We start from the raw sequence: 14,620 nt of genomic DNA, 5'->3' as shown, positions 1-14,620 counted from the left end.
TCCGGCACCTACGGTGCTCCGACCACGCGTCAGGCGGCCTTCTCGTGCTCGGCCTGTTCGTGGAATTCGAGGACGGCGTCATAGGCTCGGGCCCCGTAGACAGTCGCCGGGCCGCCGTTCATCAGGAAGGTGACCCCGATCGCCTCGGCGGCTTCCGCCGGGGTGGCACCCTGCCGCACGACGGCATGGGCGTGGGCGGCGATGCAGCCATCGCATTCCTTGCTCACCGCGATCGCCAGCGCGATCAGTTCTTTGGTCTTGGCGTCCAGCGCGCCCGCAGCCAGAGCGGCATCGTGCAGTTCCTTGTAGCCGCGATACACCTCAGGGATGGCATGTCGCAGAGTACGGGTGAGTCCTCGGAGCTCGTCGCGTACCACTTTGCCGTGGCTCATGACATCAGACCTCTCCGATATCTCGTCGATCGACTTCCATCATGGGCAGCCCACCCTGGATCGCGGTGCGGCCGTTGGACCTCCATCGACGGGTCATCGTCCCCCTGTAGCGCCCCGTGATCATCTTGACCTTGGTTCCGGCGGGATGGCGGGCGGCCGCCCGCGTGTGGGGCAGTAGTGTCTTAACCTGACCGGAACCGTTATCCATCGAGCGCGTGCAGCGCCGCCTCCACGCGAGCGCCGTCGAGCCTCACCGCGGCCTCGGCGAGGCCTTCCTTGATGATCTGCCGTCCGCCACCGAGATGGTCGACCAGCGCCGCCACCGGTCGATTTCCGGCGAGATAGTAAGCGCTGAACGTGGTGATCCCCCGAGTGAGAGCAGCCCGTGCCAGCAGCTCGATCAGCGCCGTGGCGAGCCCGGCGCCGCGCCAGGCGGGGTCGACCACCACGGCGACCTCGGCGGCGTCGTCACCGGTCGCCTCGTACCGCGCGATGCCGATCCCGCGTCCGGTCGAGGGATCCGTCGCCACCAGGGCGAACCGTCGGCAATAGTCCACTGTGCACAAATGTGCCAGCAACGTGGGAGTGACGGGCGGCGGCGAGCCGACGAAGCGACGGTGCAGAGTGTCCGGGTCGGCCGTGCGGATGGCGTCCGCCAGCTGCGCCGTGTCCGTGGGTAGGACAGGACGAAGATGCACTGCACGCCCGTCCGGCAGGCGCAGGTCGCGTTCGTACTCGCGGGGATAACCGAGTGGAACCCTCCGGTCCATGACATCAATGCTGCCTGCCCCGGCCGGATCGCACCCGGGCCGAAAGACCATGGCCGTCGGCGGGGATCTCAACCGAGACGGGACCTCCGGCCCTCAACGGGAACCCGGTCGAGGTCGCACGGTGGTGATGGACCAGAGCGGACGTTCCGCCGTGACGCCCGTCGAGAGCACTCACCCGGTGCACCGTATCTGCAAGCAGGAGCCGCTCCTCGACGCTCTCGTCAGGGTGTCCGAGCCGAACGCTCCCAGCCTGCGCACGGCAGCCGGCGAACCGGCAGAGTCGTTGCCCGGCTGGCCTGCCTGCAACGAGTGGAGTCGTAGGTATCGAGCAACAGCACCCGCGTACCGACGACCTCGGCCCGCGACTGCGGACGGCTGCTGTACCTCCGAAGACTCTCCGCCGCGCCGAGCGCCGCCGGTCCGGCCAGCAGCCGGACCGCGACGCGGAGGAACATCAATGCGACGCCGGACAGCGCCAGCTCCTTGCCGGGCAGGGTCCATCGGCCGGCCGCGGCGAGACGCTGCGCCGCGGTGAACAGGAGCGGACCGATCGCCGGTCAGGAGACGCGAAGCCGCAACGTCGTGCTGTAGCCGGTAGTGTTCAGGGCTGTGCCGGGGGCGACGACGCGGTACGTATAGGTGCCTCGTGCGCGCCACGTGAAGGAGAACAGGTAGGTGCCGTCGGAGCGCACGGTGGCGGAGGCGACAGTGGTCCACGCGCCGCTGACGAGCCACTGACGCCGCACCGCGGTGCCGGACCGGACCGGACTCACCTTGCCGGCGAGCCGGACGGTGGTGCCCCGGGTCACCGTCGCGTCCTTGAAGGAGGCCGAGACCCGCCAGCGCACGAGCGTCGAGATCGAGGCGCTCAGCGAGGACAGGTAGGACCAGGACGACGGTGCCTGCAGGCGGAAGGAGCCGTTCGTTGCTGGGGCATAGCGTAGAGACACGGCGCCGCTCGACGACGACGATCCGCTCGCGACGGTGAGCCACGTGCTGGTTCCGGCCTTGTGCCACTGCAGGGCGACCTTGTGACCGGGCACGGCGAGGCCCGCCGTAGTGGTGAGCCGGCCCGAGACGGTCACCGTCGTCCCGTGGGTGACGGTCGCCGGGGCGGCGACGGTCAGCTTGGTGCTCTTCTGAATGGCGTAAGCCCGCAGAACGGACCACTGCCGGGCGTCCTCGTAGCCGACCGCCCAGAAGGCCAGGCCCCGGATCCCGTACTTCTCGATCGAGGTCATCTTCGCTCGGGTGGCATCCGCGTCGTTGTACCAGACGACGTGCTTCACGCCGACTGGATCGGTGTAGGCGAAGTACGGCACGGCGTCGGTCGCCGACCACTGCCGGACGGCGGCGTACTGCAGGCGCAACGCCTCGGCCTGCTGGTAGTTCCTCGAGGTGGCGATCCCGTAGCCGTCGGGCTGAGCCGGGTCGGCCGGCCAGTCGTAGCCGTACAGCGGAACCCCGACCTCGATCTTGTCGCGGGTCACCGCCGTGACGGCGTACGTGAGCACGGTGTTGACCCAGGGCAGAGGAGCCACGGCGCCGGGTGATCCGCCGCGCCAGTGGTTGTCGTACGTCATGAGCCGGAACCGGTCGACCGAGGGCGCGATGCCGGCGTAGTCGAAAACCGCCCAGTTCGGGTCATCGGCGCGGGTGCGCGGCCCGACGGTTACTGACAACAGGCGTCCCTGTGCGTGCAGGGCCGAAGCCAGCTCACGCAGAAAGATGACGAATCCGCTGCGTACCGCGGCCTTGTCCGTCACGGTGCCGGCGGAGTTCATCGTCTCATAGTCGAGATCGACTCCGTCGTACCCGTTGGCGGCCGCGAGGCCGACCAGGGCCGTGACATGGGCCGCGCGTTGCGCCGGGCTGGCGAGCAGCACCGCCATAGCCGGGGCGCTGAGTGTCTCGGTGACAGTGGGCATCACCTTGATACCGCGGCTGCATAGGGCATCGAGGACGAGGGGGTCGCCCGCTCCGGGCTGGGACCGAATCGTCACCGCGTCGGTGGCCTGGTACCAGAACGGCGACGCCTCGCCCCACAGGTCGGCGTTCGCCGTGATCGAGGCGAGCGAAACCGGCGTAGTCCAACGTCGAGATCGGCGTCGACAAGAACACCACCGTGGTCTTCTCCGCGGCCCTGCTCGACAGCAACGGCAAGCTCTGACCTCACTTCGCGCGCTGACGCCGCCGCACCAGGCCGCCGGCCGCCAACGCGGGACTACCGGCCCTGCCGGGCCGGGCGACTGCGAGGGCATTCTCGACCTGTGGGCGAGGAGTCCAACGGAATGACCTCCCCCGCCGTCGACCTGCTGCCGCCCCGGACCCCGGCGGCCGATCGTCCGGTCGACGTGACCGTTGAGGAGGGGTCATGTCAGCCTCTGGCACATCTCATTCCGCGGCGTCGGCCCCGGTCGACCGCCCCATCCGGCCACCGCGCGCCGAAGGCTCCGGTCCGGCCGCCAGCCTCTACGGGCCTCTGCTGAAACAGGTCAAGGCAGCCGGCCTGCTCGATCGCCGGCCTCGGCTCTACGTCCCGCGGATCGTCGCCACGTCAGTCCTGCTGGTGGCCGGGTGGGGAGCCTTCATCCGGGTGGGCGACTCGTGGTGGCAACTGGCGGTCGCCGTGTTCCTGGCCTTCGTCTTCACTCAGGCCGGCTTCATCGGTCACGAGGCCGGGCACCAGCAGATCACCACCGACCGCCGGATCAACGACGTCCTGGGCCTGCTGTACGCGGACCTGGCGGTGGGGCTCAGCTACGGCTGGTGGGTGGACAAGCACAACCGGCATCACGCCCACCCCAACCAGGAGGGCAAGGATCCCGACATCGAGAGCGGCGCCCTGGCTTTCACGGCGAAGGACGCGCCCAACTGGGGGCCCGCGGCGCGGGTGTTGTACCGCTACCAGGCGTACTTCTTCTTCCCGTTGCTGCTGTTGGAGGCGCTGAATCTGCACGTGTCCAGCGTTCGCGCGGTCGTCGGGGGCCGGATCACCCGGCATCGATGGTGGGAGATCATCCTGCTCACCGCGCACGTCGCCGGCTATCTCGCGGCGGTCTTCCTCGTGCTGTCGCCGGTCAAGGCCGTCGTCTTCATCGCCGTGCAGCAGGGGCTGTTCGGCCTGTACCTGGGCTGTTCCTTCGCACCGAACCACAAGGGCATGGCCATCCTCCCCGCCGGCGACCACAGCGACTTCGTACGCCGCCAGGTGCTGACCTCACGCAACGTGCGGGGCGGCGCCGTGGTCGACTACGCCCTCGGCGGGCTCAACTACCAGATCGAGCACCATTTGTTCCCGAGCATGCCGCGACCTCGTCTGCGTCGCGCGCAGCCGATTATCCGTGAGTTCTGCGCCGACCACGATCTGCCGTACTGCGAGACCGGCCTGATCGAGTCGTACGCTCAGGCCCTGCGCCACCTCGACACGGTCGGCCGCGCGGGCCGGACCGGACCGGGGGCGTGAGCGCGGTGTGGAGCACCCCAGCGAGGTATGTGGCCGAGCCCGGTGTCAGCGCGGCCGACGACATCGTCGACAACGCCCGTGTCCGCCCCGATCACCCGGCCTTCGCCCGGCTCGTCGACGGGACATGGCAATCCGTCACGTCGAAACAGTTCCTCGATGAGGTCACTTCGCTGGCGTCCGGGCTGATCGCGGCCGGCATCGGCCCCGGTGACCGTGTCGGGCTGATGTCGAGCACCCGCTACGAGTGGACGCTGTGCGACTTCGCGATCTGGACGGCGGGAGCGATCTCGGTACCGATCTACGAGACCTCCCCGCCGGCTCAGGCCGAATGGATCCTGAACGACTCGGGCGCGGTGGCCGTGTTCGCCGAGAACGACCGATGCGCCGCCGTGCTCGACGCGGCAGCCACATCGCCGGGCTTGCGGCGCTGGCAACTCGACCGCGACCTGGACCGGCTGGCGGCGGCCGGCCGCACCCGGCCGGCGGCCGAACTCGCCGAGCGGCGCCGGATGGTCGGGGCCACGACACCCGCCACCATCGTCTACACCTCCGGAACCACCGGGCGTCCGAAGGGCTGCGTCCTCACCCACGGCAACCTCGTCGCCGAGATCCGCAACGTCGCCCGCGCCGACGGCGTCGCCGACGGCGTCCTGACCGAGCACAGCTCCCTGTTGCTGTTCCTGCCTCTGGCGCACATCCTCGCCCGCATGGTGGCCCTGGTCGCCGTGCACAACGGGACCCAGCTGGCGCACACCAGCGACCTCGCCGGCCTCGCCGACGAGTTGCCGCGATACCGGCCCACGATCATCCTGGGTGTGCCACGCGTGTTCGAGAAGCTCTACGACACCGCCCGGTTCATCGCTGTCACGGGAGGGCACCGGCATCTCTTCCGGGCCGCCGAATCAACGGCAGTCGCCTACAGCCGCTCGCTGGAAACGGGCCGGCCGGGCCTCCCGCTGCGAGTCGCGCACCGGCTCTTCGACCGGCTGGTGTACGCGAAGGTGCGGGCCACCCTTGGCGGCCGGGCCCGCCACGCGTGCAGTGGCGGCGCGCCTCTCGGCGTGCGGCTGGGGCACTTCTTCCGCGGCTGCGGTGTGACCGTCCTGGAAGGATGGGGGCTGACCGAGACGACCTCCGGCACGACCTTGAACCTTCCGGCCTTTCAGCGCATCGGAACCGTGGGGCGGCCGCTGCCGGGTTGCGCCGTCCGCGTCGACGCCGACGGCGAAGTCCTGGTGAAAGGCCCGAACGTCTTCGCCGGGTACTGGCGCGACGCCGCCGCGACCGCCGGCGCGTTCGACACCGACGGCTGGTTGCGCACCGGTGATCTCGGCGAGCTCGACGACGGCTACCTGCGGATCACGGGACGCAAGAAGGACCTGATCGTCACCGCGTCCGGCAAGAACGTGGCCCCGGCCCCGCTCGAGGACCGGGTGCGAGCACACTGGCTGGTCGGCGACTGCGTCGTGATCGGTGAGGCACGGCCTTACGTCGCTGCCCTCGTCACCCTCGATCCGGACGGATTCGCTCGCTGGAAGCGGCAGCAGGGGCTGGCCGCGGCGCACGGAGTGGCCGAGCTTCTGGACCATCCGAACCTGGTGGCGGAGATCCAGACGGCCGTCGACGAGGCGAACCGCACTGTGTCCACGGCCGAAGGAGTCCGAAAGTTCCGCGTACTGGCCGAGCCGTTCCAGGTCGGCGCCGAGCTCACACCGAGTCAGAAGGTGCGGCGAGAGTACGTCCGGTCGAAACTGCGGCCCGAGATCGATGAGCTGTACGCGCGATGATCCGCCAGGACACCGCAGCGTCCTCATGCCCGCAACCGTGGGCGCCGCGGGCACCACCACCGGACCAACGGCGACGCGGCGGTCGTGACCATGCGATAGGCGGGTGAGATCCGCTCGGCGTCGCTCACCATGGAGGCGGCAGCTCGGCTTACGGCTCCGTCGGAGGGCCGGCCGGCAACGTGCCCAACCGGCCGGGTGCGCCGGGCAGAACGCCCCTGCCGTGGCCCAGCAGTTCGGGCGCAGGCTGTCCGGATCGACGCGAACGACTCCGGCCGCTGAGGTGACCGCAACCGGGAAGTGGGGGCGGTAAATGGGACGGTGGATCAGCGACGTGATGGCAGTGATTCCGCCGATGCTGGCTTACACGGTGGTCGGCGTCCTGGCCACCGCGGAGTCGCTGTTCCTCGGTCTGGTGCTGCCGGGTGAGCTGGTGCTGGTCCTGGGTGGGCTGCTCGCGTACCACGGCCGGGCCAGCCTCACCGTGATGCTGGTGCTGGCCGGCGCCGGCTCAGTCGGTGGCTATCTGCTCGCGTACGCGATCGGCCGTCGTTACGGCCCGGCGTTGCGAACCAGCCGGCTGGGCCGTCGGATCGGACCGGACCGGTGGGCAGTGGTCGACAAGGCCCTCGTCCACCGCGGAGCACGCGCCATCCTCTTCGGACGGCTGGTCGGCGTGTTGCGGGCCGTGATGCCGCTGGCCGCGGGAATGGCACGCATGCGACTGCGGACCTTCGTCATCTACGCCACGGTCGGCGGACTGATCTGGGGTCCCGGGTCGGTGCTGCTGGGCTACTTCGCCGGCGGCTCCTACCAGAAAGTGGTTGCCGTCACCGGCCCCGCCGGCCTCGTCGTGGTGATCCTGCTGGTGCTGATCGGCGTGATCACGGCCACCGCCCGGTGGATCGCCAAACATCCGGATCGCCTGCGGGCCTTGGCCGGACGGGTGATCGACCGGCCCCGGGTGGTCGGACTGCGCCGGCGTTACCGGCGGCAGCTGGCGTTCATCGCCCGGCGTTTCAGCCGCGGCGGTGCTCTGGGTCTGTCGCTGACTTCTGGTCTGGTTGTCATCGGACTCGCCGGTTGGGCGTTCGGCAGCATCCTCGGAGACGTCGTGCACCGCGACGAACTCGCCGTCCGGGACAGTCCGGTGGCGGCCTGGTTGACGGGCCATCGGGCCGGCTGGCTGACCGCCGTCATGCGAGTCGTCACGATGCTGGGCAGCGGGCGGGTCACGGTCGTCGCCCTCGTCCTTGCTCTGCTGCTGCTGGCCCGGCCCGGCCGGCGGTGGCACACAGCGATCCTGTTCACGCTCGTCGCGGGGGGCACGAGCGTGCTGGTCGATGCGATCAAGCTGCTCACCACCCGGACCCGGCCGGACATCGCCGATCTGCTGACCGCAGCGCCGGGATACGCCTTCCCCTCCGGGCACAGTGCGCAGGCCGCAGCCGTCTACGGGGTCATCGCCTATCTGCTCGCAGGCAGGCTGCGACGCTGGGGACATCGGGTCAGCGTGTGGACCGCGGCGGTCCTGATCGCGAGCCTGGTCGGCTTCTCCCGCCTCTATCTGGGCGCGCACTGGCTCACCGATGTGCTCGGCGGTCTCGCCCTCGGCACGGCGTGGTCGGCTCTGGTGGCGACCACGCTCGGAATCGTCGAGCTCCCGACCATATCCCGGGCGGCCGGGCCGGTTCCACCGGCGATCCCTCCGCCGGCACGGTTGCCGGACACGCCGGTCCGGCGAACGGCTCCGGGTCTTCGCCCGCGCCCCGGAAGCAGTCTGCGGAGACTGACGAGACGGCACCAGCACCGATGAACTCGGCCGCTGTGCTGGGTGCGGCCCCTGGGCCGGGACCAACGGCCCTGTCTGGCGGCACCTGGCCGACGTCATGCTTCGGGGGACGCCACCTGACATACCGGACGGCCGGTCCGAGACGGGTCTCAGCCCACGCCGGCGCCGACCCACTGGCCGATGCCGTAGGTCACGGCCATGGCGAGGGCCCCGCCACCGACCAGTCGCGCCACCGCCCGTCCGACACGGGCCGAGCCGAGTCTCGCGCTGATCGCCCCGGTCAGCGCGAGAGCCAGGACCACCACCAGAAAGGTGACCGCCACCCGGGCGCCTGGTGGTGGCACCAGGATCGCGATCAGCGGAAGCAGGGCTCCCACGGTGAAGGCGAGGGCTGACGCACCGGCGGCCTGCCAGGGGTCGGTCAGGGCGTCGGGGTCGATACGCAGCTCGGCGTCGGCGTGGGCGGCGAAGGCGTCCTTGGCGGTGAACTCCTCGGCCACCCGGCGCGCAGTGGCCTCGGTCAGCCCCTTGGCCTCGTACAGGGCGGTCAGTTCGTCGAGTTCCTGTTCGGGGAACTCGACGAGTTCGGTGCGCTCCTTGGCCAGCAGAGCTCGTTCGGTGTCGCGCTGGCTGCTCACCGAGACGTATTCGCCCAATGCCATGGACACCGCGCCGGCCACCAGCCCGGCGACCCCGGCGGTGGCGATGGGGCCGGTGTCCAGGGTCGCGCCGGCCACACCGACGACCAGGCCCGCGGTCGAGACGATGCCGTCGTTGGCGCCCAGAACCCCGGCCCGCAGCCAGTTCAATCGCCCGGCGGTCCCGTCGGTGTGCGGTTCACCGGGATGAGTCATGAGTCCGTCCTCTGGCCCGAGGTCTGCATGATGTCGATCATGCCGCCTTTTGACAGATCCGGGCAGAGGCGGTCGGCCCCAGATCGAGGACAGGATTCTGCCGCTGTAGCCCTCCCGCGACCCGCCAGTCCCGCGTCGGTCGCCGAGAAGACGAGAGGCAACTTCAGGCGTGAGCGACGAGCACCGGGCAGGCCGCGTGCCGGAGCAGGTGCAGGCTGACCGAGCCGAACAGATTGCCGGCGAGATGCCCGGAACCGCGGGAACCGGCGACCAAGAGCTGCGCGCCGCAGGAGGCCTCGATCAGGGCCCGGGCGGCGTCGAAGCGCGACATCCGGGTCTCCACCGGCACCTGCGGGTACTTGGTCCGCCACGGTTGCAGGACCTCGTCCAGCAGCCGGCGCTCGAGGTCGAGTTGCTCCTCGAGATGCACGACCGACGGGGCGATGTCCGCTCCCCAGGGCGGCGCGGGCGACCGGAAGGCCCGGAGCGCGACAAGGCCGCAGCCGCGCGAACCGGCCTGGTCGAAGGCGAGCTCGACGGCGTGTGATCCGGCCGGCGACGGGTCCACGCCGACCAGGACGGGGCCGCTGGAAAGGTCTGCGCGTCCCCGCACGACGGCCACCGGGCAGCCGGCATGGGCTGCGACAGCTTGTCCCACCGAGCCGAGCAGGAGGTCCTCGAAGGCTCCGTGCCCGCGGTGCCCGACCACAGCGACGGCGGCCGAGCGGGCAGCCTCGAGCAACAGCGATGCCGGGCTACCGGCCACAGCCATGCGCCGCACCTCGAGATCGGCCGACACGCCGTGCGCGTCCATCTCAGCGTCGGCGAGCACGACCTCGGCGTGTTCGGCGCCCAGGTCGACGTAGCGTCGCTCCGGCAGGTTGTCGTCGACGACCCACTCAGGCGTGAACGCGTACAGGATGGTCAGCACCGTGTTGCGGCGGTGGGCCTCGTCGGCGGCCCAGCGCACCGCTGCCCGCGCGGCGGGAGATCCGTCGGTCCCGACGAGCACCGTTCGATTGTTGGTTGTCATGATGCCCTGCCTCCGGGTCCCGATGCCGATGGGCTCTCCTCCAGGCTCGGCTCGACTGTCGACGGAGGTCAGGGCCGGAGGTCCCGTGAGGCCTGCCTGGCCTGGTTGGCCCCGCGCCAAGGCCGGGGAATTCCGGAGCGCGTCCGCCTTGGGGGGTTGGCACCCGATCGGTGGTTGACTCGAATCGATACGCCTCCACGGCCTGAAGGAGGATGCCGGCGTCGGCAAGCCCGGGCCGCGCCCCGGGCGGCCACGGCCGGAAGCCCCCTTGCCGGGGCCATCGTCCGGTGCCGTCCCGGTCATCCGGCGTCCTGGGGACGCCGGTCCGGCACTTGGCCGGTATCGGCCACGGTGCGGCCGCCCAGGACCGCGGACCCGCGATGACGGGAAGCGCCAGGACGCATCTGATCCCTGAGCTCTGTTCGGCGCGCCTGCTGGCGGCGGGCCAGTCTTCGTCCTGCCGGAGAGCGGGAATCAGGTGAGCCACGCTGGTACGGACGGCTGTCGAGCACGGACCGTCTCCGGTGTCGTGCCAGATGCGGTCGGCCACCAGCGACCGAGTCGCTGGTGGCGGCGGCCGTCCCTGTCTTGCCGTGCCGGGTGAGCAGGCAGATCACCGCGTCGTCGCATCCGGGCGCCGGGCGGTGGTGGGACTTTCGGCCCTGGCCAGGCTGGATGCGAGCCATGCACAATCACGACGATCAGGGACGCTGCTCCTCGCGCTCCCGTGGTGGTCGGACCAGCTCGCCACGACACCGAGATGGGAGCGGCAACGATGGTCACAGAAGGACTGGCAACCGTACTTGTCGAGATCGCGGACACCCTCGGCGAGGATTTTGATACGTCGGCGTTTCTGTTCACGCTGACTCAGCGAAGCGTCCAGCTCATGGACATCGGCGCGGCCGGCGGGCTGCTTGCCGACGATCACGGCGTTCTGCGGCTCAGCGCCGCTTCCTCGCCGGGTGCCCTGCTGCTTCAGCAGCTACAGCTACGAACCGGAAGCGGCCCGGGCGTGGACTGTTATCGCACCGGACGGAGCGTCAGCGCCGACAACCTGCCGGCCGATGATCGCTGGCCGGAGTTCGCTGCCGGCGCCACCGACGCCGGCTTCGCCGCCGTCCACGTCGTTGCCATGCGCCATCATCTTCAGACGGTCGGTGCGCTGAGTTTTCTCACCGGACGCCCCGGGCCGCTCGATCCGGACTCTCTCGACATCGGCCGGACGCTGAGCGAGATCGCCACCATCGGCCTGCTTCAGCACGACAGCATCCGGACCCACGAGTTGCAGGCCGCGCAGTTGCAGACGGCCCTGGACAGCCGCATCTTGATCGAGCAGGCGAAGGGCATCTTGTCCGAACGCCTCGGACTGACCATGAACGACGCGTTCGGTCTGCTACGAAGCCATGCCCGCAGCCACAATCGGCGCCTGCGCGACGTCGCGCGAGGCGTCGTCGACTCAACCGAACGGCTCGGTCCACCGGCCGCCGACCGTCTGACGTCGTCGCAGGCCGGCATTCCGCCAACGCACAGGGTGCCGCCGAGCGACGCCACCCTTCCGGCCCGGCACGACTGATCGCCCTCACCGCCGTGCCGTCCCGGGCCTGGACCCTGCCCGCGCACCACGTCCGCCGTGGAAGCTGCCGTCAGGAGGACCCATGTCCGTCACACCATCACCCGCCCCCTCGTTACCGTTGCTCCGCATCGAGTCGAGCCGACTGTCCGAAGGCGCCGTCCGGGTCGCCGTGGCCGGCGAGATCGACCTCGCCACCGTCGACGAGCTGGAAGACGCCCTGCTCGGCATCCCCCTCGCTGAGCCGCTGCCGGCCATCGAGGTCGACCTCGGGGAGGTCACCTTCCTGGACTGCTGCGGTGTCAGTGCTCTCGTCGCCGGGCGGAACGCCGCCGTTCGTGCCGGCGGTGGCCTGCGGATCACCCGGCCACAACCCGCCGTCCGGCGCGTTCTGGAGCTGACCGGCCTGCTCGGCGTTCTCACCTCGGACCCGATCGGGCCGAGAGTCGCCCGGCCCTTTCCGGGGACGGTCCGACCGGTGAACGTGTCCCTCGTCACGAATTCCCCGGCCGGCCGGGCCGGCGCCAACAGTCCGGACCGGACGGCCGCTCCGGCGCCGGCCAGGTCGGGACTTGTGACCCTGCCCGGTCGGCCGGCGCCCGGCGAGGATGAGGACGAACCCACCGGCGCGGAGGCGAAACGCCTCGGTGGCGGACGGAGGAACGGCTTCCGGGCCGACGGCCCCTTATCGCCACGACGGGTCACCCGCCACCGGTAGCCGGCCCAACGCGCCGGTGGGTTCCTGGCCGGGATGGCCACCACCGGAACGAATCACCGCTCGCGCACAGCGGGCGACCGATCCGTTGAAGGAGGTGTGCAGCTGTGCGTCACCACGTCACCACCTCGGACCACGTCCGCACCGCGCCGGCAGCCGGCGCGGTCAGGGTTCCAGACCGGCCCGTCCGCGCTGCCAAGCCGGTCCTGCGCGGCTGGTCTCATTTCGTCTGCTTCGAAGCGTCGCTGGTCATCGGCACACTCGTCGTGTCGGCCGCCGCCGGCGCACTCCGGATCACCGCCGCCGCGATCTACGCGGCCAGCGTCTCCGCCATGTTCGGCACCAGCGCTCTCTACCACCTCGGCCAGTGGAAGCCGGCGGTTCATCGAGCGTTGCAGTCGGCCGACCATGCCACGATCTCATTGCTGATCGCGGGGACCGCAACGCCGATCTATCTGCTCGCCGCTCCCCGCGTCTTCGGGGTGGTCTGCCTGATCGTACTGTGGTCGCTCACCGTCGGCTCCATCGGCCTGCACGTCGCCTGGCCGACCCGGCACGAGCGGCTGCGGGTCGGGATCTATCTGGCCATGGGATGGACGGCCTGCCTGGCCCTGCCCGCACTGTGGACGCACGGCGGTGTGGCGTCCGCCTTACTCGTCGCCGCGGGCGGACTGCTCTACACGGTCGGCGCGCTCGTCTACCACCGCCGCCGCCCCGACCCCAGACCCGAGGTGTTCGGTTATCACGAGGTCTTCCACACCTATGTCTGTTTGGCCGCCGCCTGCCAGTACGTCGCCCTCGCCGTATTCGTCCTCTAGATCAGATCTGGACACGGCGATCCCGGTGGTCGGTGACCATGGCCTGGGCGGTCATGTAGCACTCGAAGCTCTCCACAACCCGCATCGGGCAGGTCGGTCCCGTCTGGCTCACCCACGCCCGCGCAGTCTGTGCGTGACAGGCAAGCTCAGCCCGGCCGACGGGACAGAAGCTCCAGCCCATCGAAGGAGGACCGGCTGCGACAACCGCATGCGTCAGCCGGGCAAGATCGTTTTCCCGCCGCACTCGGAAGGAAAGCTCGCCCGAGCCGATTGGTTTCGAGCGGCAACTGCCCGAGATCGTCGAAGTCGGCAAACCCGGAGCCTGTCAGCGACGCTCGGGATCGACGCGGAAAGCTCGCGCCGGATCATGGTGCCGGGCCCCTCGCCCTCACGTCTGGCACGTCAGCCATGACTTCTCCCCGACGACGCACCGTCGCTCCCAACGTCACCACCCTCGACACCCCGGCTCGGTCTTCCTCCGTTCGGGACCGGACGAGCAGTTCTCGACGGCGGCTGGTGGCCGCTCGTCGTCCCGCCCCGGACATCTGACGCGGTGGCCCGCAGGGCGATGACGATAGCGGCCGAGCCGTCCACCGGCATGCGCGCCCCCGATGTGCTCGCAGTGGCCGCGACCAGGCCGGTGTTCCGGAAGAACGACACCGGGCAGGCCCTTCGGCCCTGTCTGCCCGATCCCACGGGGCACACGCTGGAAGGTAGCGCCACCCTCGTGTCAGGAGGCAAGACATGCTCGTCCTACTCATCGTTGTTCTCGTGGTCTGGCTCGTTCTGGCCGTGGTCGGCTTCGCGATCGAGGGCCTGATGTGGCTGGCCATCATCGGGATCATCCTCTTCGTGGCCACCGCCGCGATCGGAATGATCAAGCGCAAGGCTCTGCACCGCTGACCGTGATGTGCAGCATGGTGGCCCCCGCCGGAAGCTTCCGGCCTGATTGATAGCCACGGCGGCCGGCCCGTCCGGTGACTGAGAGCGCCCGCCGGGTCATGGGCGGCCGGTCGCAGCCCGTACTCACAGCGTGGTGGGTGGGCGTGGTTGGTGAGGAACGTCCATTCCTTGCCGCCCGGCGTCGAGCGGCCCCCGGGGGCAGAGACACGGGCCACTCCATCCGTGCGGTCGGGCCGAGCACATCCGGGTCAATATACGCGTTCCAAGTCACGAGATTCGTATCGCACTTCATGCGCCCCCGGCTTGTCCTACGAAGCAGACTTCGGGAATGATAGTTCGCAGTTCGAAGGGGAGTACCCGACCTGCTCGGCGCCGTCGTCAATACGGATCCGGCCTGGACCTCACCCTGGCTCCCGCCGGGTTACGGACAACACTTCTGGCCAGGCGCTTAGGGCTCGCCGAGAAATAACCCGTAGCTTGACGGATTGTGGTCCGTTGATCTGTTATGGGCGTGATGGTGGAG

Annotated in this window: 12 protein-coding genes; 7 read left to right on the top strand and 5 right to left on the bottom strand. The window is 69.9% G+C overall.

The window, feature by feature from the left end; genetic code table 11:
- Positions 1 to 29 precede the first annotated feature (29 nt).
- The 3 genes from LXN57_RS43180 to LXN57_RS43170 form a co-directional block, all read right to left on the bottom strand.
- Positions 30 to 320, bottom strand: a complete 291-nt coding sequence (locus tag LXN57_RS43180; protein ID WP_251804111.1) for a carboxymuconolactone decarboxylase family protein — start codon at positions 318 to 320, stop codon at positions 30 to 32.
- A gap of 272 nt (positions 321 to 592) precedes the next feature.
- Positions 593 to 1,162, bottom strand: coding sequence for a GNAT family N-acetyltransferase (locus LXN57_RS43175; RefSeq protein ID WP_251804110.1), 570 nt, complete (start codon positions 1,160 to 1,162; stop codon positions 593 to 595).
- A 557-nt stretch (positions 1,163 to 1,719) separates the two neighbouring features.
- Positions 1,720 to 3,090, bottom strand: coding sequence for a glycosyl hydrolase family 18 protein (locus LXN57_RS43170; protein ID WP_251804109.1), 1,371 nt, complete (start codon positions 3,088 to 3,090; stop codon positions 1,720 to 1,722).
- Between the two features lie 446 nt (positions 3,091 to 3,536).
- On the opposite strand from LXN57_RS43170, the gene LXN57_RS43165 reads away from it, so the two are divergent.
- From LXN57_RS43165 to LXN57_RS43155, 3 genes are all read left to right on the top strand, one after another.
- Positions 3,537 to 4,628, top strand: a complete 1,092-nt coding sequence (locus LXN57_RS43165) for a fatty acid desaturase family protein (protein ID WP_251804108.1) — start codon at positions 3,537 to 3,539, stop codon at positions 4,626 to 4,628.
- Positions 4,625 to 6,415 carry an AMP-dependent synthetase/ligase gene (locus tag LXN57_RS43160; protein WP_251804107.1) on the top strand — a complete coding sequence of 597 codons (1,791 nt, stop codon included), beginning with the start codon at positions 4,625 to 4,627 and terminating at the stop codon, positions 6,413 to 6,415. The genes LXN57_RS43165 and LXN57_RS43160 overlap by 4 nt, the downstream gene beginning before the upstream one ends.
- A gap of 310 nt (positions 6,416 to 6,725) precedes the next feature.
- Positions 6,726 to 8,228: a bifunctional DedA family/phosphatase PAP2 family protein gene (locus LXN57_RS43155; protein ID WP_251804106.1), complete on the top strand. Its 1,503-nt coding sequence runs from the start codon at positions 6,726 to 6,728 to the stop codon at positions 8,226 to 8,228.
- 125 nt (positions 8,229 to 8,353) lie between these two features.
- On the opposite strand, the gene LXN57_RS43150 is transcribed toward LXN57_RS43155, so the two are convergent.
- Complete coding sequence (locus LXN57_RS43150; protein ID WP_251804105.1) at positions 8,354 to 9,058, bottom strand: VIT1/CCC1 transporter family protein; 705 nt, start codon at positions 9,056 to 9,058, stop codon at positions 8,354 to 8,356.
- 163 nt (positions 9,059 to 9,221) lie between these two features.
- A complete protein-coding gene (locus tag LXN57_RS43145) occupies positions 9,222 to 10,091 on the bottom strand; it encodes a universal stress protein (protein ID WP_251804104.1) in 870 nt (289 codons plus the stop codon).
- A gap of 775 nt (positions 10,092 to 10,866) precedes the next feature.
- On the opposite strand from LXN57_RS43145, the gene LXN57_RS43140 reads away from it, so the two are divergent.
- The 4 genes from LXN57_RS43140 (at position 10,867) to LXN57_RS43125 (ending at position 14,097) form a co-directional block, all read left to right on the top strand.
- Complete coding sequence (locus LXN57_RS43140; RefSeq protein ID WP_251804103.1) at positions 10,867 to 11,664, top strand: GAF and ANTAR domain-containing protein; 798 nt, start codon at positions 10,867 to 10,869, stop codon at positions 11,662 to 11,664.
- Between the two features lie 82 nt (positions 11,665 to 11,746).
- Positions 11,747 to 12,379: an STAS domain-containing protein gene (locus tag LXN57_RS43135; protein WP_251804102.1), complete on the top strand. Its 633-nt coding sequence runs from the start codon at positions 11,747 to 11,749 to the stop codon at positions 12,377 to 12,379.
- 104 nt (positions 12,380 to 12,483) lie between these two features.
- The gene (gene trhA / locus LXN57_RS43130) at positions 12,484 to 13,194 is read left to right on the top strand and encodes a PAQR family membrane homeostasis protein TrhA (protein ID WP_251804101.1); all 711 of its coding nucleotides are present in this window, start codon (positions 12,484 to 12,486) and stop codon (positions 13,192 to 13,194) included.
- 744 nt (positions 13,195 to 13,938) lie between these two features.
- Complete coding sequence (locus LXN57_RS43125; RefSeq protein WP_251804100.1) at positions 13,939 to 14,097, top strand: hypothetical protein; 159 nt, start codon at positions 13,939 to 13,941, stop codon at positions 14,095 to 14,097.
- Positions 14,098 to 14,620 lie beyond the last annotated feature (523 nt).

It is taken from the genome of Paractinoplanes hotanensis, assembly GCF_023717965.1.
Lineage (GTDB): Bacteria > Actinomycetota > Actinomycetes > Mycobacteriales > Micromonosporaceae > Actinoplanes > Actinoplanes polyasparticus.
The sequence above is the reverse complement of the archived record's forward strand: the minus strand, read 5'-3'. Positions and strand labels throughout refer to the sequence as shown.